Here is a 20,240-nt window from a genome sequence, read left to right as displayed (position 1 = left end):
GTGCGAGTTTTGCGGCTGTTCGGGCGGTCCCCCCCACGAAGTGCATGACGCCGGCCGTCGTCACGCCAATCCGCAGGATCCGGCCAGTGCCCACCCGGAGGGTGCGCACGAGCACGAGCATTCACACGGGGACGACCACGAGCATTCACACGGGCACGCCCACGGGCATTCACACGGGCACGCCCACGGGCATTCACACGGGGACGGCCACGGGCATTCGCACGGGCATTCGCACGAGCACGGCCACGGGCATTCGCACGAGCACGGCCACGGGCATTCGCACGGGCATTCGCACGAGCACGGGCATTCGCACGAGCACGGCCACGGGCATTCGCACGAGCACGGGCATTCGCACGCCCACACCCATTCGCATGACCATGTACACGGGCATGCTCACGGGCACGGGCACGGGCACGGGCGTCCGCACATCCCGACGCCCGTGCCTGCGACGTCTCCCGCGTATGATGCGCCGCGCACGGCCGTCCTCGAGGCGCGTGTCCTCGAGCGCAACGCGGCGCAGGCCGCGCGAAATCGACAGTGGCTCGCAGAACGCGGCATCGTCGCGCTGAACCTCGTCAGCTCGCCGGGCGCCGGGAAGACCACGCTGCTCGAGCGAACGATCGCCGAGCTCGGTGGCTCACTGTCACTGGCCGTGATCGAGGGCGATCAGGCGACGGCGCTCGACGCCGAGCGGATCCGGGCCGCCGGCTGCCGCGTCGTTCAGCTCAACACCGGCACCGGCTGCCACCTCGACGCCGGGATGGTCGAGCGCGCCCTCCGCCAGCTCGAGCCTCCGCCGCGCTCGCTCGTGTTGATCGAGAACGTCGGGAACCTGGTGTGCCCGGCCCTGTTCGACCTCGGCGAGCGGTGCAAGGTCGTGATCGCGTCCGTGACCGAGGGGGACGACAAGCCGATCAAGTATCCGCACATGTTCCGCGCCGCGTCGGTCATGGTGCTGAACAAGCTCGACCTCCTGCCGCACGTGCGATTCGACTTGGAGCGCTGCCGAGAGCATGCGCACCTCGTGAATCCACGGCTCAGGATGCTGCAAGTGTCGGCGACCCGCGGCGACGGGCTCGAGGAGTGGTATGGCTGGCTGCGGGAGATCACCACCGCGCCATGAGCCCGACCCCCGAGGTGTCGCTCCAGATCCTCCAGCAACTCGCGGGCGCGCTCGCCGCGGTGCCGAGGGTGAGCCAGTCGTCCGCGCCGCGCGACGCGATCCTGGCGCACGCCGAGGCCCGCTACCTCGTCGAGCAGATCCCGGCGGTGACGTTCATGGCGTCGCTCGAGGGCGGCCTGAGTGAGGTCTACGTGAGCCCGCAGATCGAAGCGCTCCTCGGTTTCAGTCAGGAGGAGTGGAGCACGAACCCCGTGCTCTGGTTCCGCCAGCTCCACCCCGGCGACCGCGACCTGTGGAACGCCGAGTTCGCCCGGGGCTGCGCGACCGACGGCCAGTTCCGCGCCGACTGTCGATTCCTCGCGCGTGACGGACGGGTGGTCTGGGTTCACGGCGAGGCGCGCCTGGTGAACGACGAGCGCGGCCGCCCGCTGTTCCTGCAGGGCGTGGCCTTCGACATCAGCGAGATCAAGCGCGCCGAGGAGGCCGTCCGCGCGTCGCTGCGCGAGAAGGAGCTCCTGCTCAAGGAGCTCCACCATCGGGTCAAGAACAACCTCCAGATCACCGCGAGCCTGCTGCGCCTGCAGTCGGACAAGGTCGACGACGAGGCCGCGCGACAGCTGCTCAAGGAGAGCCGGGACCGCATTCGTTCGATGTCCCTCGTGCACGAGATGCTCTACCGCTCGAAGGACTTCGCGCGGGTCGACTTCGCGGACTACACGCGGAGCCTCGTCGCCCAGCTGTTCCAGTCGTATGGCGGGAGCGCGTGCCACATCGCGGTCAAGACCGAGCTGGACAGCATCGAAGTCGGCATCGACGTGGCGGTGCCCTGCGGCCTCATCATCAACGAGCTGGTCTCGAACTCGCTCAAGTACGCGTTCCGCGACCGCGACTGCGGCGAGATCCACGTGAGGCTCCGAGCGCTCTCCGGATCCCGCGCCGAGCTGATGATCCGCGACGACGGCGTCGGGATGGCCGCGGAGGGCCGCATCCAGGGGGCTCAGACGCTCGGGCTGACGCTGGTGCGCACGCTGGTCGCGCAGCTCGAGGGCACACTCGGGCTTCTCGTCCAGGACGGCACCGAGACCACGATCACGTTTCCGTTGCCGGTCCGCGGCGACGGCGGGGACGAACGATGAAGCCCAGGACCCGAATCCTCGTCGTCGAGGACGAGAGCGTCGTCGCGCTGGATATCCAGTCGCAGCTCGAGAAGCTCGAGTATCACGTGATCGGCACCGCCGCGAGCGGCGAGGAGGCGATTTGCCGCGCCAGCGAAGGCAGGCCCGACCTGGTCCTCATGGACATCCGGCTCAAGGGCGCGCTCGACGGCATCGCCGCAGCGAGCGAGATCCGGACCCGGCTCAATATCCCGGTCATCTACCTCACCGCCTATTCCGACGAGGAGACCCTCGACCGCGCGCGGGTGACCGAGCCGTTCGGGTACTTGCTCAAGCCGTTCGATCAACGCGAGCTCCAGGTCGTCATCGAGATGGCGCTGTACCGCCACCGGATCGAGCGCGCGCTCACCGAGAGCGAGCGGCGGCTCGACGCGATCCTGTCCAGCATCGGCGACGCGGTGATCGCTTACGACGAAGAGCGGCGCGTCACCTTCCTGAACCCCGCCGCGGAGGCGCTCCTCGGGTGCCGCTCCGCCAACGTCGTCGGGAGGGACGTCGACACCATCGTCATGGTCACCCGTGCCGAGGCGGGCTGCGCCTACCTGCAGGACCTCCGCGGCAGGACGGTGCCGGTCGAGGAGACCGTCGCGCCGATCTCGGGCGCTCGAGGGATGGGCGGCGGAGTGATCGCGCTGCGCAACATCAGCGAACGGCAGCGCGCCCAGCAGGAGCACGAGAAGCTGGTGCGCGAGCAGGCGGCCCGCGCCGGCGTCGAGAAGGCGCACGCGCAGATGCAGTTCGTCTCGCGCGCGAGCGAGTCGCTCATGGCGTCGCTCGATGGTCGGCAGACCACCGACGCCGCGGTCGAGCTGGTCGTCCCGTACCTCGCCGACTGGTGCGTCGTCCACCTCCGCGAAGACGACCGGATCTGTCCGGTCGCGGCGCGCCATATCTCCGGCAAGGAGGCGCTCGTCCGCGAGGTCGACGCCGGCTTCGACCCCGGCGGCTCGGCGCCCCTCGGGTGCCACGAGGTCGTGCGCACCGGTCGGTCTCGCCTGATCGAGGAAGTGTCGGGTGAGGACCTCGAGCGGTCCGCCCGCGACGCGACACACCTGGCCCGCCTGCGCGAGCTGGCGATCCGCTCCTCGATGTGCGTGCCGCTCGTCGTCCGCGGCGAGACGATCGGCGCGATCACCTTCGGCGCAAGTCAGACGCGCCGGCGCTACACCGTCGAAGACCTCGCCCTGGCCGAGGAGCTGACGCGACGCACGGCGATCGCTATCGAGAACGCGCGGCTCTACCGCGACGTGCGGGAGGCCAACCGGCGGAGCGAGACGCTGCTACGAATCGGGACCAGCCTCAACGCCGAGCTGGACCTGCAGAAACTGCTTCAGGTGCTCATCGATCAGGGCACGGCGCTCTGTCGGGCGCAGTTCGGCGCGTTCTTCTACAACGTGACCGACGAGAACGGCGACCGCTACATGCTCTACACCCTCGCGGGCGCGGCGCGCGACGCGTTCGGCCACATGCCGATGCCGCGCAACACGGCGATCTTCGGCCCGACGTTCAACGGCGAGGGCGCCGTCCGCCTCGCGGACGTCACCAGGGACCCGCGCTTCGGCCACAACCCGCCGTACCACGGCATGCCCCCGGGCCACCTCCCCGTGCGGAGTTATTTGGCGTTGCCGGTCGTGGCGCGGGACGGCGAGGTCATCGGCGGGCTCTTCTTCGGCCACGCCGACGTCGACGTATTCGAGGAGCGCGACGAGCAGCTGCTCGTCGCGGTCACCACCCAGGCGGCGACCGCGCTCGAGAACGCGCGCCTGTACGAGGACGAGCGGCGCGCGCGCGCCCTCGCCGAGCGCACGCAGCAGCGGACGGCCAAGCTGCATACGATCACCGCGGCGCTCTCGCGCGCCCTCGACGCCGAGGAGGCGGCGCGGCTCGTCATCCACGAGACCCTCCCCGCGGTCGCGGCGACCGCCGGATTCGTCCTCGTGCTCGACGCCGCCGGGAAGGCGATCGAGCGGCTCGTCGACGAGGATGGGCGGTCGACCGCCGAGCTCGGCCCGCTGACGCTCGCGTCCGAGGTCCCCGCCTGCGAGGCCGCGCGCACCGGGAAGATCGTCTGGCTCTCCACGCGCGAAGAGATCGCGCGTCGCGATCCGCGTCTCGTCGAGGTGAGCGATCGTCTCGGCATCAAGACCTGGGGCGCGATACCCCTGGTATTCGAGGGGCGCACGGTCGGCAGTCTGGCGTTCCTGCACGCGACCGAGTACCACCTCTCGACCGATGATCAGGAGTTCCTGCTCGCGGTCGGACAACAGTGCGCACAGGCGCTCGAGCGCGCGCGGCTGTACGAGGCGACCCTGGCCGCGCGGGCCAGGGCCGAGGCCGCGAGCAACGCCAAGGACGAGTTCCTGGCGATGCTCGGCCATGAGCTCCGCAACCCGCTCGCTCCCATCGTCACGGCCCTCGAGCTCATGCGGCTGCGCGGCGACGTGGAGTCGACCCACGAGCAGCGCGTGATTGAACGTCAGGTCCAGCACCTCGTCCGCCTCGTCGAGGACCTGCTCGACGTGTCGCGGATCACCCGCGGCAAGGTGCGTCTGGAGAAGCGCCCGCTCGAGCTCGGCACCATCATCGCCAGGGGCGTCGAGATGGCGAGCCCGCTGCTCGAGCAGCGCAGGCATCGGTTCCGGCTCGACGTCGCGCAGCAGCACATGTCTGTCGAGGCCGACGAGGCCCGGCTGTCGCAGGTGATAGCGAACCTCCTCACCAACGCCGCGAAGTACACCGAGCCGGGAGGGAATATCTCGTTGACCGCCTATCGAGACGGGCAGGAGCTCGTCATTCAGGTCAAGGACGACGGGATTGGCATCTCGCCGGAGCTGCTGCCGCGTGTGTTCGACCCGTTCGTGCAGGGTCACCGCGAGTCGGACCGGGGACAGGGCGGGCTGGGGATCGGCCTGGCCCTCGTGCGCAATCTGGTCTCGATGCACAGCGGCAGCGTGGTCGCGCGCAGCGAGGGGCCCTACAAGGGGAGCGAGTTCGTGGTTCGGCTCCCCGCGCTCGATCATGGGGACGCCGCGAGCGCTCCAGCGACCGCCACCGCGTCACTCGACGTGACGCGGACTCCCCGGCCGCAGCGCGTCCTCATCGTCGATGACAACGTCGACGCGGCCGTGCTGCTGGCCGGCGTCCTCCGCGCCGCGGGGCACGAGGTGGTGGTCGCGCACGATGCACCACACGCCCTCGCCGCCCTCGAAGCCTTCAGGCCCGCGATCGCGATCCTCGACATCGGGCTCCCGGTCATGGACGGCTACGCGCTGGCCGAGCGGATCCACGAGAAGCTCGGCGCCGCCATGAGCCCGACGCTCATGGCGTTGACGGGCTACGGTCAGGACGCCGATCGGAGGCGAGCGACGCAGGTCGGCTTCGCCCGCCACTTCGTCAAGCCGGTGAACGCCCAGGAACTGCTCGCCGTGATCGACGCGACCGAAGCCGTCGACGGCGTGGCCTGATCGCCCGCTCGCGCTGCAGAGCCAGTCCGAGAGCCGCTCGAGCCGGGGTGCGAGGGGAAACGCTGGATTCGACATGGCGTGTCGTCCTGCTGCGTGTCGTGGTTGAGCAGCTCGAAGCGGGATTCGAACGGTGAGGAGGAGGTCGGGGCGGCCGACGGAGACCATGGAGGCGAGGCGACCGCGGAAGACCGTCCGCGGGTGACCCGGCTTCCGCGCCTCACGATTCGCGGCGCTGGTGCTGCTCGGGCAGGTAGCTGTCGCGGTGGGCCCACACCCCATCGTTGTCGAGGCTGGCGCCGGGCTCGCGGTGAAGCTCCGCCTCGAAGAACTCGACGACCACGCGATCCGAGTGACGCAGGCTGGTGTATTGGCTCAGCGTGAATGCGACCGAGGGAGGTGCGGCTTACGGACTTGCGGGCGGGCAGGTCTGGTTGGGATGATGGTGGGTTCGGTGTCGGCGAGCAAGTTCTCGGCGTTGACGGCGGAGCTGCGGATCCGTTGCCAGCTTCGATCAAGGCTCTTGAGCCGACCGCCCGTGCGCGACGTGATCACGTGGCCGTTGCGGGTGCCGCCCGAGTGCTGCCGGATCTCCCGCAACACCTCGAGCACCGATCGGCCTGACGGGCGCAACGGTCCGAGCGCGCGAAACCCCGTGCATCCGGCTGCCTGGGGCGAACGCCGGACCACACGGGGCGAACGAGTGGGATGTCCCTGAGGACAGGTCAGCGTCGCGCGGCCGGGAGCGCCAGCGCGCGCGCCTGCCGGTGGACCGTCGCGAGTCGACCCTGGTCGACGAGGCGGAGGTCGCGGAGCTCGTAGGGGCCGCGCAGGCCGGCGGCGGTCAGCGTGGCCTCGTCGAATTCGAGCACGAGCTCGCCGGGGCCGGGCTCGAGCCAGCGCGCGGCCTGGCCGACGCCGATCGGCTGGAGCTTGCCGGACCGGTTGGTGCCGTGGAGGACGGCGCTGGCGCCGAAGCGGCTGGCGGCGCCGACCTCGACCTGGAGGCGGATGCGGAGCCGGCCGTCACCGGCGTCCTCGATGGCGACGCCGCCGGTGTAGCGGGCCGTGGGCGCGGCGATCGAGACCGCGTTGGTGGCGGTGCGGCGGACCGGGACGCCGCGCGCGGTGACGCCCTCGGCGTGGACCTGCAGGGTGTGCAGGACGCCGGGCGCGGCGGCGCGACGCGGCGCGGGGACATCGGCGCGGTAGCTGCCGTCGGTGGCGCGGGTCAGGTCGAAGCGGGTGGTCTCGCCGTCGGGGCTGATGAGCTCGCCGGTGATCGACCTGGCCTTGAGGACAGCCTCGCCGTCGCGCAGGTGCGCGCGGACCTGCAGCCGCCCGCCGACGAGCGCGAGGTCGGTGTCTGGCTCGAGGGACAGGTACGCGCCGGCGTCGCGCTCGAGCACGTGGACGAGCAGGGGGGCGCGCACGCGGGCGCGGAGGACGAAGGCGCCGACGCCGAGGTCGGGGCGGAGGGTGAACATCGCGGTGCCGGCGGCGAACGAGGCGCCGGCGCTGCGCAGGTGGGTCGGGTCGGCGAGCGGGCGCAGGGCGTCGACGCCGGGGTAGACGCGGCCCTGCGGATCGACGAGCTCGAGCGCGGCGACGGCGATCGGGGCGCCGTCCTGCGGGCTGAGCTTGAGCAGCGCGCCGGGCTGGCTGATCGGCAGGGGGACGCCGGCGGCGAGGGCGGCGACGTCGACGCGGCGCCACCAGGCGCGGCTCTCGGCGCGGTGCGCCGCGGGGCGGTCCTGGAGGTCATCGGCGGACTGTTCGATGGGCCAGCTCATCGCCACGGGCGCGCGGTCGATGCTCGCGGGCACGGCGGGGACGTCGGTGGCGAGCTTGTCGCCGGCGACGTCGCCGGGCGCAGGGGCCGACAGGCGGGCGCCGGGAGCAGCGGGCGCGGCAGCGACGGTCGGGGCGGCGAGCAGCACGGCGCCGAGCGAGAGGAGACGGAGGCGAGTCAACATGACGGAGGTTCCTCGTGAAGATGGGAGTGCGGCGCGGGAGACAGATCAGACGTCGTTGCGCAGGATGACGTCGAGGCCGAAGCAATTGCGCCGGCTCTGGTTGTGGCTCAGGGGCTCGCCGCCGGTCGCGAACTCGGTGTCGTACAGCCACACGTAGCCGGCGCCGCCCTGGGAGGAGCACTCGAGGAAGCCGTCGGAGCAGTCGTCGAGCCAGTTCTGGGTGGTCTCGAGGCCGACGTTGAGCGTGTAGCCGCCGCAGTAGGAGTCGGAGTCGACCGGGGAGGAGTCGACGTCGGTGCCGACCACGGCCCACAGCTGGCGCGGCAGGGCGGGCCGGCCGGCGGTGCCGTAGAGGTAGTTGCTGTTGTAGAAGGCCATGTGGCTGGTCTGCTGCATCGTGACCGCCTCGCTCTTGTAGCCGAGCAGCCAGCCGAGCGACTGCTCGAAGCCGTTGCCGGCGGTGACCGCGTCGGCCAGCGGGGTGCCGAGGCTCGAGGGCGCGAGGGCGTCGACCCACTTGATGGTGCTGATGATCTTGGGGTAGCGACTATCGTAGGTCGGGTTGGAGAGGATCCACCGGATCACGTTGCCGCCGTTGGAGTGGGTGATCACCACCATCGAGGTGATCTTCTTGTTGTTGATGAAGGTGGTGAGCTGCCCGGCGAGGCAGCCGGCCGCCTCGGGGTCCCACATGTATTGTTCGAAGTCGCAATTGATGACGACGTAATTGGCGGGGTTCGGCAGACCCTGGCGCACCGAGTCGACGAACGGGGCGGTCCAGTAGTCGGCGAGGGCATTGGTCTGCTTGCCGGTGCCGTGGACGAAGGCGACACCGACATTGGCGTGTGCGAGGCCGGGGAGGGCGAGGACGGCCATGCAGGCCAGGGACGACAGCACGCTGCTACGCATGAGGCAGGGACACTCCAGCGGGCATCAAAGCGGGAAGGCGCGCCGGACGTCAATCGAAAAGATGCGCGAAGTCGCCCCTTCTGCATGGGCGGGCGCGCAGGGCGATTCGCTGGATCTGCGAATCGCAGAAGCCCGAACTCGGCTGCGGGGAATGCTGGCGACTCCTGCCAATCAGGGCCGCGGCGAGAGCTCGAGCAGGGCCAGGCAGGGGCGGCCGGATTCGCAGGGGAAGTCGTGGCGGGCGATGATGCTTCGCCCGGTCGCGGGCAGGACGGAGACGAGGGCACGCTCGGTGGCGGCGTTGTCGGTGAAGGGGCCGTCGAAGAGATTGGGGCCGGTCGACAACACCACGAAGCGGGCCGGATAGGTGCGGAGGATCTCCCGCCAGGCGGAGATCGTCGCCGCGCCGTCGCCGCGGCGGAGCGCGCGATAGGCGTGGATCGGCGGGTGTGGTGATTGCGGCGCCCAGGCCTCGAGCATGCCGACGTGATTGTAGGTCGTGGTGACGACGTCGCCCTCGCCGGGGTGACGCGCGGCGAGGGTGGCGGTGAGCTGCCGCTGCGCGGCGCCGCTGAGCATCGGGTTGGTGACCGCCTGCTCGGCGGACAGGAGGGCGGCGCACTGCCAGGCGCGGAGGCTCAGCAGGGCGGTGACGGCGAGCGCGGCGAGCCGCGGCGAGCGCAGCGACTGCAATGGATGGGCGACGGCGAGGACGAACAGGGGCTCCAGCGCCATGCCGAGCTGGAACTGCTGCGGGTCGCCGTACAGCCAGGCGCCGAACAGGGCGTTGCCGAGGGCGGCGGCGACGAACAGGCACTCGCCGTCGCCGGCGCGGGCGCGCCACCAGCGGCCCAGCGCGAGCGCGAGGACGGCTGTCCCGAAGACCAGGCCGGGCAGCGGCGAGCGGGGGAGGTCGGCGACCAGCGGCAGCAGGACGGTGTCGGGGTCGGCGACCCAGGCGAGCTGGGCGGCGAGGGTCGCGGGGGCGGTGGCTGTCCGATGGGCCAGGTCGGCGAGCGGCAGCTTGGCGGCCGGGGCCGTGCCCGCGTGCAGCGGGAGCGCCAGCTGGACGGCGAGCGCGAACAACAGCGGGATCGCGGCGCCGAGGCCGAGCGCGAGCGCGGGGCGGCGCAGGCCGGTTCGGCGATCGGGGTGGACGAGCAGGAGCAGCAGCGCGGGCAGCAGGGTGGCGGCGATGGTGGCGCGGCAGAGGATCGCGGCGGCGAGGACGAGGCCGAGGGCGAGGCTGCGGGCGCGGGTGAGGCGGCGCGCGGCGAGGACGAGCGCGGCGAGCATGGCGACGCGGCTGGCGAGCTCGAAGCCGTAGCCGGTGCGGGCGAAGAACAGCAGGCCCGGCGACAGCGCGCAGGCGAGCGCGGCGGCGCCGGCGAGCGCGAGGCCGAGGCCGAGGCGGCGGCCGAGCGCGAACACGAGGCCGATCAGCGCCAGGCCGAGGACGACCGAGCTGCGGCGCACGCCGGCGAGGCCGTCCCCGAGCGCGGGGGCGAGGGCGAGGCCGGCGTAGGTGCCGAGGGCGCTCTGGTGGCCCTTGATCAAGACGGGCCAGGTGCGGGCGTCGCCGACGTAGGCGAGGTTGGGCCACTGCGCGGTCGAGACCCAGCCGCGCCGATCGGGGCGATCGTGGGGCGGCAGCAGGCGCACGCCGCTGCCGTCCGCGCTGGCGAGCACGACGGGGTGACGCGGCAGGTAGGGCGTGATCTCCTCGGCGATCACGCCGCGCTCGCCGGCGCCGGGCCACGCGAGCGCGAGGTGGACGGCGGCGAGGCCGACGAGCAGCGCGGGCGCGGCGAGGCGGGAGGGCTTCATGCCGTGAGGGGAGGGCGGCGAGCGGTCAGGCAGCGGATGGTCTTTAAGACATGTGACGGCGGAGGAGTCCGATGCGGCGTCGCGCGGGTGAGGCGGCGTCGAGGCGCTCACCGCGTGAGCGGGCCGAGGGGCGGCGAACCGGCGGCCTCGCGGGCCCGCAGCGCCTCGGCCAGGGCGGCGGCGGCGGCGAGCGCCGCGGTCGGGGTGGGGCTGTCCGGAGGGACAGGTCGGGCGAGGAACAGCGCGAGGTGGGCGGTGTGGGCGAGGGGGCGCGGACCGTCGCGGAGGAGGCGAGTGACGGCGAGCTCGACGTCGGGCTGACCGGCGGCGCGCAGGGTGAAGACGACGGCGCCGTCGCGCGGCCGATCGACCTGCACGACGGACCATGTCCCGAGCGACATGCCCGGAGCGACAGGCCCGAAGAAGGCCCACAGCGCGGTCTCCTCGGCCGCCGTGCCGGCGCTCCGCGGGGCGCCGGGGCCGGCGCAGGCGGCCGCGCGCGAGAGGACGCAGACGCCGAGGGTGAGGGCGCCGTAGGCGAGCAGCGTGCCGAGGAGGCTGTCGCGGCCGAAGGCGGGCACGAGGGGGCGACTATAGCACCGCGAGGGGGGCAGTGACATGGCTCAAGGAGCAGGTGGCCGGGGCGGCGGGACGCGTGCCGCGGGCCGGCGGGGAGAGAGCTGTCGCAAAGGCCAGGTGACGGGGGCGAAGCCGGCCACACCGGGCGGTGATGATCATCACGGTGGCGGCCTTGAAGGGGGCCCGGGAGGTGGCGAAGATGGCCGCGTATGAAGCGGAATTCCCCGGCGTTCGGGCGGCGCGGGCTGTTGCGCGGCGGGGCCGCGATCGTCGGCTCCTCGGCGCTGCCGTTCACGTTCACCTATCACCGCACGGCCCGGGCCGCGAAGTACGGCGCGCTGGTGCCCGACCCGGACGGCATCATCGATCTGCCGCCGGGGTTCTCTTATAAAATTCTCACGCGGCTGTTCGACCCGATGAGCGACGGCTACCGCTCGCCGGGGCTGCCGGACGCGATGGGCGCGTTCCCGGGGCCCGACGAGGGCACGATCGTGCTCATGCGCAACCATGAGCTCGGCGTGCTCGACATCCTGCACACGCCGCTGCACCCGGAGCAGCAGGCGCCGCCGGAGTCGTACAACCCGGGGGCCTCGGGCTGCGTGACGCGGCTGGTGATCGACAACGAGACGCTCGAGGTGAAGTCGAGCAACCTGGTGCTGTTTGGGACGCTGCGCAATTGCGCGGGGGGCAAGAGCCCGTGGGGCTGGCTGTCGTGCGAGGAGACGACCGACGGCAAGCACGGGTACACGTATCTGTGCTCGACGGAGGCGACGAGCGTGCAGCCGCCGCGGCAGATCGCCGGCTACGGGCGGTTCAAGCACGAGGCGGCGTGCGTCGACCCGGACACGCTCGTCGCCTACTTGACCGAGGACCAGGGCGACAGCTGCCTGTACCGCTTCGTGCCGAAGGACAGGGCCGATCCGTTCACGGGCAAGCTGCAGGCGCTGCGCGCGGTCGAGATCGACGAGTTCGCGACGTCGGACATGGACGTGGGGCAGGTGGTGCCGATCGCGTGGGTCGACGTCGACGACCCGACGCCGACCGACGACAGCGTGCGCGGGCAGGCGCAGGCGAAGGGCGCGGCGGTCGTCAAGCGCGGCGAGGGCATCTATTACTGGCAGGGCGCGGTCTACGTGTGCTCGACCAGCGGCGGGCCGGTCGGCGGGGGACAAATTTTCAAGCTGGTCGACGGGCCGGACGGCGGGACGCTCGAGCTGCTGGCGCGCTCGGAGGACCTCGAGGTGCTCGACCACCCGGACAACATCGCGGTGGCGCCGTGGGGCGAGCTGTTCATGGCGGAGGACGGCGACGGCGACGACTTCGTGCGGGTGCTCGACGCCCAGGGGCAGGTGTTCGACTTCGCCCGCAACGCGAAGAGCGACAGCGAGTTCTCCGGGGTGTGCTTCTCGCCCGACGGCAAGACGATGTTCGTCAACCTGATGTTCGACCACCTGACGCTGGCGATCCGCGGGCCCTTCCCCGAGTTCGAGCCGCCGCCGGAGACGACCGGCGGGGAGACGGAGACGGAGACGGGGGCGGGGACGGAGTCGGGCGGGAGCGCGGCGCCGACGACGGGCGGTGGGGCGAGCACGACGTCCGCCGGCACGACAGGGGACAGCGGCGACGCGGACGCGACCGGGTCGGCCAGCGGCGGGCTGGACGACGACGGCGGGTGCGGCTGCAAGGCGGACGACGAGGGGCCGGGGGCCGGGGCGCTGCTCGCGGCTGGAGCGATGATGGCGCTGCGCAAGGCAGGCGAGCCGACCGGAGCATGAATGCCGGGACATGTCCGCGAGGGCATGTCTGAAAAGTTAGGTTCGGAAGCGGCATGGGAGCGGCGGAGATGACGGCAGGCATGACGACGATCGCTTACGTGTCGGGGCACCTCGATCTCAGCGAAGAGGAGTTCGCGGCGCACTATGTGCCGAAGATCGAGGAGGCGTGCGCGCGCGGGTGCAGGTTCGTGGTCGGGGACGCGCGCGGGGCCGACCTGCTGTTCCAGCGCCACGCGCAGGCGAAGGGGCTCGAGGTCACGGTGTTCCACATGTTCGCGCGGCCGCGGCACAACGTCGGCGCCTTCGCGACGGTGGGCGGCTTCGACTCGGACACGGCGCGCGACGAGGCGATGACGGCGGCGTCGACGATCGACATCGCGTGGGTGCGGCCCGGGCGCGAGCGCAGCGGGACGGCCAAGAACCTGCTGCGGCGGGCGCAGGCGCGGAAGTAAGGCCGCGTCGGGTCGAAGGTCGGGCTCGTCGAGGGCTGCGCGAACGGGTGATAGCCCGAAGGACGATGGGTCGCGGCGAGCGCGAGCGGGAAGGTGACGCCCGCGGGGCCGCGCGAGGGGCTGTCGACCAGGATGGATGATCGTGGGCGGCTCAGCCGGCCAGGTGGGCGGGGAAGGTGCGGACGGTGAGCAGGTGGTGCAGGGCGCCGCGCGGGGTCGCGGGCAGGCGCGAGAAGTAGCGCATGGTCGAGGTGAGGTCGCCGAACACCCGCTCGAGCTGCATGTAGCGGGGGTCGCTCAGGACCTCGTCGCACAGGAGCGGGGTGGCGACGCGGCGGCGGAAGGCGCGGAGGCGGGCGAGCAGGCGGGGGTGGTAATCGGCGTCCTCGACGGTGGCGGCGAGCTCGGCGGCGCGAGCGTGGGTGCCGGCGCGCAGGGCCTCGAGCTCGGCCTCGAGGCGATCGAGGCCGTCGGGGAAGGACTCGAGCAATTGCAGGTCGTAGTCGGGGTTGGCGTGGACGACCTGTAAAAGATGGTGGATGACGGTGTCGCGCGCGCTGTGGAGGCCGAGCGGATCGATCATCGAGGCCGGGTCTTCGAGGGCGCGCAAGAGGGTGTGAAAGCCGAAGTGGATGTTCTTCTGTGAATAATAGGTGGCGGCGCAGGGGACGAGGAAGAAGCGCAACATGTCGATCGCGCCGACCATCCGCTGAATCGCGGTGGGGAGCGGCGCCTCGAGGCGGCCGAGCGCGTGCAGGTGCTGCAGGCGCCGATCGACGGCACGGGAGTCGGCCCAGCCGCGCAGCGCGACCGCCAGGCGGCCGAGCTTGTCGCGCCAGTGGGCCGGGCGGCCGACGGCGCGGCGGAGCAGCTGCAGGGTGGATTCGCGCAGGCGCGGGGCGGCTTCGGCGGGCATGATCGGGGGATCATGGCGCCGATCGGGCAGGTGTGCAAGAATTTGCACGCCTGCCGACATGAGGGCGAGGATCAGCGCATGGCGGCGTAGAACACCAGCGAGCCGCCCTCGGGGCGGGTGAGCTCGCAATTGCCGGCCGCTTCGGGCGTGGCTGCCCACGAGCCGAGCGGCAACTTGGCGTCGTAGCCGGCGTCCGCGTCGGCGTTGACGGCCGAATAGCTGTAAAGGTAGTGGAAATCGCAGCAGCCGTTGAGCATCAGCGCGTCCGGGGTCTCGTTGGTGAACCCCAGGGTGGTGGTCTTGTTCTGGCAGCTCACCTGTCCGTCGGGCGTCGAGGTGATGCCGAAGTCGCCGCCCTTGGCGACCTTGGCCGGGAGGTTGGCCCAGCCCATGAAGGCCTGCGCCGTGGCGCCGTTGTTGGCCGTGATGGTCACCGGACCCTTCCAGGACGCGTCGGGCTGGATGAGGTTCTGGTTGAAGGCCGGCTTGTTGACGCGCAGCCAGGTGCCGTTGTTGCGGACGAAGATCGTCTCGCTCGAGATCAGGCTGAGGCCGGCCTTCTTGATCTGGTTGACGCTGTAGGCCTGGAAGTTCAGCGGGTTGCCGCCCAGGTTCTCGGTGTTGGTGACCAGCGCCCGCTCGTTGTTGGCGCCGGTGACGGCGTGGAAGATGGTCCAGCCGCCGCCGTCGGTGGTCATGTCGCACCACACCTCGAAGGGCGGGACGCCGGGGAAGCCGGGGTCGATCGTGTACTTGCCGCTCGGCAGCGAGGGATCTCCGGTGTGGAGCTGCTTGCACGACTGCGCCGGCGCGCACACGCCGAGGGCGCAATTGCCGGTGGTGCAGTCGCTGGGATTGACGCAGCTGTCATTGACCGGGCACTTGGCACAGGTGCCGCCGCCGCAGTCGACGTCGGCCTCGGCGCCGCTCTGGATGCCGTCGTCGCAGGCCGGCGGCTTGCACAGGTGGGTGCAGGTGTCGCTGTCGTTCTGGTTGCCGTCGTCGCACTGCTCGTGGCCGGCCCACACGAAGCCGTCGCCGCACGACGGGTTGGTGCAGCTATTGAGGCAGTCGTCGGTCTCGATCTGGTTGCCGTCGTCGCATTGCTCGTTGTCGGCCCACACGAAGCCGTCGCCGCAGTCGGCGGCCTTGCAGGTGTCGAGGCAGGCGTCGGTGTTCGACATGTTGCTGTCGTCGCACTCTTCCAGGTTGGAGGGCTGGACGAAGCCGTCGCCGCAGTCGGGCAGGTTGCAGGCGAGGGTGCACTCGCCGACGTTGTCGTTGAGGTCGCCGAGGTCGCACTGCTCGCTGCCCTGCTCGAAGCCGTCGCCGCAGGTGGCGAACTTGCAGACGTTGGTGCAGGCGTCGTTGTTGCTCTGGTTGGCGTCGTCGCAGGCCTCGCCGGGGCCGACGTCGCCGTCGCCGCAGAAGTTGGCGGTGCAGTCGGCCTTGCAAGCCTGGCCGGGGCCGTTGTTGGCGCCGTCGTCGCACTGCTCGACGTTGGCGTGGGTCAGGCCGTCGCCGCAGGTGGCGTCGAGGCAGGACAGGGTGCAGGCGCCGGCGTCGCTGTTGTTCGCGCCGAGGTCGCACTGCTCGCCGAGGCTCGGCTGCTCGAAGCCGTCCCCGCAGTCGGGGAAGGCGCAGTTGTCGGTGCAGCCGTCGTCGGGGTCGCCGTTGGCGCCGTCGTCGCATTCCTCGCCGAAGTCGAGGACCTCGTTGCCGCACTCCTCGAGGCCGCAGAGGGCGTTGCAGCCGTCGCCGTCGTCGAGGTTGCCGTCGTCGCAGGCCTCCTCGGGGCCCTGGTCGCCGTCGCCGCAGACGTTGAGCTGACACCCGGCGTTGCAAGCCTTGCCGGGGCCGTTCTCGGCCCCGAGGTCACACTCCTCGGCGCCGCTGCCGCTGCTCCACACGTGGCCGTCGCCGCAGGTGGCGGCCTTGCAGGTGGTGGTGCAGTCGGCGTCGTCGGCGTTGTCGTTGCCGTCGTCGCACTCCTCGCCGACGCCGGCCTGGACGAAGCCGTCGCTGCAGGCGGCGTTGGTGCAGGTGTCGGTGCAGAGGTCGGTGTTGTCGGCGTTGCCGTCGTCGCACTCCTCGGTGGCGGCGACGACCGCGTCGCCGCAGGTCGCCGGCGCGCAGGCGTTGGTACAGTCGTCGCCGTCGACGTCGTTGCCGTCGTCGCAGCCCTCGCCCGGACCGACGGCCCCGTCGCCGCAGACGTTGTCGCTGCAGTCGGCCTTGCAGCTGTTCATGTCGCCGTTGCCGGCGCCGTCGTCACACTCCTCGCCGGGGCCGACGTCGCCGTCGCCGCAGGCGTTGGCCTGGCACTCGGCGTTGCAGGCCTTGCCGGGGCCGTTCTCGGGGCCGTCGTCGCAGATCTCGCCGTCCTCGACGACGCCGTTGCCGCACTCGGCGACCGGACCGGTGGTGGTGGTCGTGGTGTCGGTGTCGCCGTCGGTGGTGGTCGTCGAGTCGGTGGTGGTGAGCGGGGCGGTGGTCTCGGTCGTGTCGGTGGAGGTCGTGGTCGACGTCGGGCTCGTGGTGGTCGGCAGCGAGGTGGTCGGGACGCCCGTGGTCGGGTCGGGGCCGGTGGTCGGGCCGCCGGTCGTGGTCTGCTGCGACGTCGTGCTCTCGGTCGTGGTGTCGGTATTCGCCGTGTCGGTCGTGACGGCGGTCGAGTCGGAGCACGCCGTCAAGTACGCGCAGGTCGTCAAGCCAAAGATCAACCTCAAGCCCTTCATGTTCTCCAAGCCTCCAGCGCGGCGACGCTACCACGGGCGATCGGCGTGCAGCAACGCGAGCGCGCGCTCGCAAGCGCGCGACGACCTTCCGCAGGCGAAAGGTCGTCGCGAATCATTGACCGGCGGGCGGCGTGAAGCTGCGTCGCGCGGCGATCACATCACCCCATTGATAGGGCACGGCCCACTCGGGGCGGGCGCTCGCAGGGGCGTCGGGGGCGAGCCCGGGCGCGAGGTCGACGACGATCCACGGCGCCGCAGTGGTGATGTCTGCGACGACCTCGACACCCTCGGCCGGGCAGCCGAAGACGGTGACGACGCGGGTGTCCGAAGGACCAGGTCGCAGCGCCGTCACGTCGAGGTCGCGGCCGCCGACGCGGAGCGTATTGACGGCGCCGGCGGGGATCACGAGCATGGAGGCGAGCGCGCCGGGGCGGGCCCGCAAGGTCATGGTCGCGCGACCCGGCGGGTCGCCCGCGGCCGGCGGGCGCAGCTCGAGGGTCGGGCCGGCGTCGCTGATGACGGTCGCCGGCGCCGAGGGGACGGCGCGGCTCGACCACGGCAGGAGCGCGCGCGGCTCGTCCCACGCGAGCGCGGCGGCGAGCGGCTCGGGCACGCCGGACGGGGCCTCGACGACGTGCCAGGCGCGGCCGGCGTCGAGGTCGGTGAGGTGGATCAGGTTGGCCTTGCTCGGGTGATCGACGTCGTGGCGCGGGGCGACGGCGGCGAAGGTGGTGGCGAGGAGGGCGACCAGCGCGAAAGACCATGTCCAGAGGGGCAGGGTCTTTTCGCCAGGTTCTTCGGGACAGGCGGGGAGCAGGGCGGTGCACAGCCAGCCGACGGTGGCGCCGACCAGCGGGGCGGACAGGCCGAGGGCCTCGACCAGCGCCGGGGCGAGCGGGGCCCACACGGCGGTGGCGAGCAGGGCGGCGGCGATCGGGGCGAGCCGCGAGGCGGGGGCGACGGCGGCGAGGACGGCGGGGGCGAGCAGCAAGATCGCGGCGCCGGGGATCTGCGTGGCCAGGAGGAGGCCGAGGCCGGTCCACAGCAGCCAGGTGACGAGCGACTGGGCGAGCGGGCCGGCGCGGCGGACCAGCGGGCGCGCGGCGGCGAGGGCGGCGGCGAGGGCGGCGGCGGCGAGGCCGAGCAGGGCGGTGCCGGTGGCGGCCCGCCAGGGGCCGAGCGGGCTGGTGAGGGACTCGGCGGCGAGCAGCAGGACGGTCGCGGCGGCGACGGCGGCGAGCACGGCGACGAACGGGGCGGCGAGGGCCAGCAGGACGGTGCGCGCGGACAGCTCGCGGCGGCGGCGGACGGCGGTGACGAGCAGCGCGAGCAGGGCGGCGGCGGCGAGCGGGAGGTCGAGCCAGGCGGGCCAGCGCAGCAGGACGAGGCCGAGCAGGTCGACGTAGTGGGCGTTGTGCGGGGCGGGCGGCGGCAGGTCGGCGGCCAGGAGGTTGCGCGCGGTGGCGAGGACGGCGTCGCCCTGCTGTTGCACGCTGCCGAGGTCGAGGTGGGCGAGGTCGTCGCGCGGGGTGTGGTAGCGCAGCACGCCGCCGATGAACGCGAAGTTCATGCCCTGAAGGCCATGTCCCTTGAGGACGGTGAGGTCGGTGTCGTTGGGCAGGCGGCGGTAGATCTCGTACGACAACGAGAGGGCGCTCGGGCGGGCCGCGGCGTAGGCGGCGATCAGCGCGGCGTTGCCGTCGCTGGTCTCGAACATGCGCGCGGCGCCGGTGGTGCCGCGGGCCTCGAGGTTGAGGGCGACGCCGATCTCGCGGGCGCGCGGGTGCTCGGCGAAGGCGCGCATGCCGAGCAGGCCGGCCTCCTCGCCGTCGGTGAACACCGCCATCAGCGGCGGGCGGCGGGGCAGGGGGAGCAAGATCCGGAGGAGCTCCAGCGTCGTCGCCACCCCGTGGCCGTCGTCGGCCGCGCCCGGGCCTGCGCCGACCGAGTCGTAGTGCGAGGTGAGCGCCAGAGCCGGGCCGGGGACCTGTCCCGGAAGCCAGGCGATCACGTTGGTCACCGGAGCACAGTTGCCGCCCTCGCTGCAGGCGAAGGCCCGCTGCTCCTCGGGCTGGAGGCCCAAAGCGCGCAGGCGGGCGACGAGGCGCTCGCGCACGGCCGCGTCGGCGGCCGAGCCGACCGGGTGCGGGCGCTCGTCGCCGAGTAACTGGACCAGCTCCTCACGGGCGCGGGCGGCCGAGAATTCTTCAGGGGGCACCTCGAGGCCGGCCGGCGCGGGCGGGCCCGTGCGCACGAGGGCGAGGGTGGCGACGCCGAGGCTGGCCGCGAGGACGGCGTGACGGAGGCGGCGCGGGGACACGGCGATCGCGGAGGATAGCCCAGACGGACGGCGAACGGCGGGCTCGGCGCGGCGCTCGCGGGACGCGAGGTCGGCGGAGGTCGCGAGCCCGGAGCGGTCGCAGGTCGGTGGAGATCGGCGGCGCGGAGGTCGCGAGCGTGCCGAGGTCGCAGGCCGGGCGAGGTCGGCGGCGCGGAGGGTGCGAGCTTGCGGAGGTCGCAAGTCGGCGAGGGGGCGGCGCGGAGGTCCGAGGTCGCTGGGGGCGGGGAGCGGCGGTGCCGGTGAGCGAGGGCCGCGCGAGTGACCTGGCTGCGGCTCGCGGCGGACTTGCGGGGCGCGTTAAACGCGAAACGCGAGCGAGGAGCGGGGCTCCTGCTCGCGTCTCGGGGTTTTTGTCAGGGACGGGGCTGATTACCAGCGGCCGCCGCCGCCGCCGCCGCCGCGACGGTCGTTGCTGCGGCCGCCACGGCCACCGCCGCCGCCGCCGCCGAAGCCGCCGCGACCGCCGCCGCCGCCGCCGTAGCCACCACCGCCGCCGCCGCCGCCGAAGCCGCCGCGACCACCGCCGCCGCTGCCGCCGCCGAACGAGCGGTTACCACCGCCACCGCCGCCGCCGCCGCCGCCGCCGGGGCCGCGGCGCTCTTCGGCCTCGTTCACGCGGAGCGGGCGGCCGTCGAGCATCTGGCCGTTGAGGCTCTCGGTCGCGCGGCGGGCGGCATCGTCGTCGGCCATGGCCACGAAGGCGAAGCCGCGGGAACGACCGGTGTCACGGTCGAGGACGAGGCGGATCTCGGCGATCTCGCCGAAGTCTGCGAAAACTTGCTGGAGGTCCTCCTCGGTGGTCTGGAAGGACAGGTTACCTACGAACAGTCGGTTGCTCATGTGCGTCGTCTCGTGCGTGCGGCTCGTGGGCGCTCTCGCCCCGTGTACACTGCCCGACCGTCGTGGAAGCCGCGCCACGATGGTCAGCGTCGCCGGAGACAAGGACCGATACAAACTCAGAGACGAGC

At 72.2% G+C, this 20,240-nt stretch carries 14 protein-coding genes; 5 read left to right on the top strand and 9 right to left on the bottom strand.

From position 1 onward, the window contains the following. Positions 1-40: 40 nt before the first annotated feature. The 3 genes from hypB to NAEX_RS17125 are packed head-to-tail and all read left to right on the top strand — an operon-like array spanning position 41 to position 5,762. Positions 41-1,123 (top strand): hydrogenase nickel incorporation protein HypB, encoded by a 1,083-nt coding sequence (hypB, locus tag NAEX_RS17135; protein WP_211302421.1) that lies wholly within the window; start codon positions 41-43, stop codon positions 1,121-1,123. Continuing rightward, positions 1,120-2,259 (top strand): histidine kinase dimerization/phosphoacceptor domain -containing protein, encoded by a 1,140-nt coding sequence (locus NAEX_RS17130; RefSeq protein ID WP_096328565.1) that lies wholly within the window; start codon positions 1,120-1,122, stop codon positions 2,257-2,259. The genes hypB and NAEX_RS17130 overlap by 4 nt, the downstream gene beginning before the upstream one ends. After that, entirely contained in the window at positions 2,256-5,762 is a 3,507-nt protein-coding gene (locus NAEX_RS17125; RefSeq protein ID WP_096328564.1) for a GAF domain-containing protein, read from the top strand. Before NAEX_RS17130 ends, NAEX_RS17125 begins: the two co-directional genes overlap by 4 nt. Before the next feature lie 217 nt (positions 5,763-5,979). Here NAEX_RS17125 and NAEX_RS53835 read toward each other — a convergent pair whose 3' ends face one another. The 5 genes from NAEX_RS53835 to NAEX_RS17105 form a co-directional block, all read right to left on the bottom strand. Further along, complete coding sequence (locus NAEX_RS53835; RefSeq protein WP_256254097.1) at positions 5,980-6,102, bottom strand: hypothetical protein; 123 nt, start codon at positions 6,100-6,102, stop codon at positions 5,980-5,982. Between the two features lie 382 nt (positions 6,103-6,484). Then, positions 6,485-7,735 carry a DUF4785 domain-containing protein gene (locus NAEX_RS17120; RefSeq protein WP_096328563.1) on the bottom strand — a complete coding sequence of 417 codons (1,251 nt, stop codon included), beginning with the start codon at positions 7,733-7,735 and terminating at the stop codon, positions 6,485-6,487. 45 nt (positions 7,736-7,780) lie between these two features. Next, positions 7,781-8,644 carry a hypothetical protein gene (locus NAEX_RS17115; protein WP_096328562.1) on the bottom strand — a complete coding sequence of 288 codons (864 nt, stop codon included), beginning with the start codon at positions 8,642-8,644 and terminating at the stop codon, positions 7,781-7,783. Positions 8,645-8,815: 171 nt separating this feature from the next. Further along, a complete protein-coding gene (locus NAEX_RS17110) occupies positions 8,816-10,471 on the bottom strand; it encodes a glycosyltransferase family 39 protein (protein ID WP_096328561.1) in 1,656 nt (551 codons plus the stop codon). Between the two features lie 107 nt (positions 10,472-10,578). Then, positions 10,579-11,052: a hypothetical protein gene (locus NAEX_RS17105; RefSeq protein ID WP_096328560.1), complete on the bottom strand. Its 474-nt coding sequence runs from the start codon at positions 11,050-11,052 to the stop codon at positions 10,579-10,581. 207 nt (positions 11,053-11,259) lie between these two features. Between NAEX_RS17105 and NAEX_RS17100 the strand changes: the two genes are divergently transcribed. Then, on the top strand, positions 11,260-12,825 hold the full coding sequence (locus NAEX_RS17100) for an alkaline phosphatase PhoX (RefSeq protein ID WP_096328559.1): 1,566 nt from the start codon (positions 11,260-11,262) through the stop codon (positions 12,823-12,825). A gap of 80 nt (positions 12,826-12,905) precedes the next feature. Then, positions 12,906-13,277, top strand: coding sequence for a hypothetical protein (locus NAEX_RS17095; RefSeq protein ID WP_096333639.1), 372 nt, complete (start codon positions 12,906-12,908; stop codon positions 13,275-13,277). A 151-nt stretch (positions 13,278-13,428) separates the two neighbouring features. Here NAEX_RS17095 and NAEX_RS17090 read toward each other — a convergent pair whose 3' ends face one another. From NAEX_RS17090 to NAEX_RS17075, 4 genes are all read right to left on the bottom strand, one after another. Then, entirely contained in the window at positions 13,429-14,193 is a 765-nt protein-coding gene (locus NAEX_RS17090) for a hypothetical protein (RefSeq protein ID WP_096328558.1), read from the bottom strand. 71 nt (positions 14,194-14,264) lie between these two features. Next, complete coding sequence (locus NAEX_RS17085) at positions 14,265-16,922, bottom strand: DUF4215 domain-containing protein (protein ID WP_143141115.1); 2,658 nt, start codon at positions 16,920-16,922, stop codon at positions 14,265-14,267. A gap of 121 nt (positions 16,923-17,043) precedes the next feature. Next, positions 17,044-19,251: a M28 family peptidase gene (locus NAEX_RS53830; RefSeq protein WP_170135787.1), complete on the bottom strand. Its 2,208-nt coding sequence runs from the start codon at positions 19,249-19,251 to the stop codon at positions 17,044-17,046. A 390-nt stretch (positions 19,252-19,641) separates the two neighbouring features. Continuing rightward, positions 19,642-20,112 (bottom strand): RNA recognition motif domain-containing protein, encoded by a 471-nt coding sequence (locus NAEX_RS17075; protein ID WP_096328555.1) that lies wholly within the window; start codon positions 20,110-20,112, stop codon positions 19,642-19,644. Positions 20,113-20,240 lie beyond the last annotated feature (128 nt).

This window comes from Nannocystis exedens, from assembly GCF_002343915.1.
GTDB lineage: Bacteria > Myxococcota_A > Polyangia > Nannocystales > Nannocystaceae > Nannocystis > Nannocystis exedens.
This window is presented reverse-complemented; position numbering and strand designations above follow the sequence as displayed.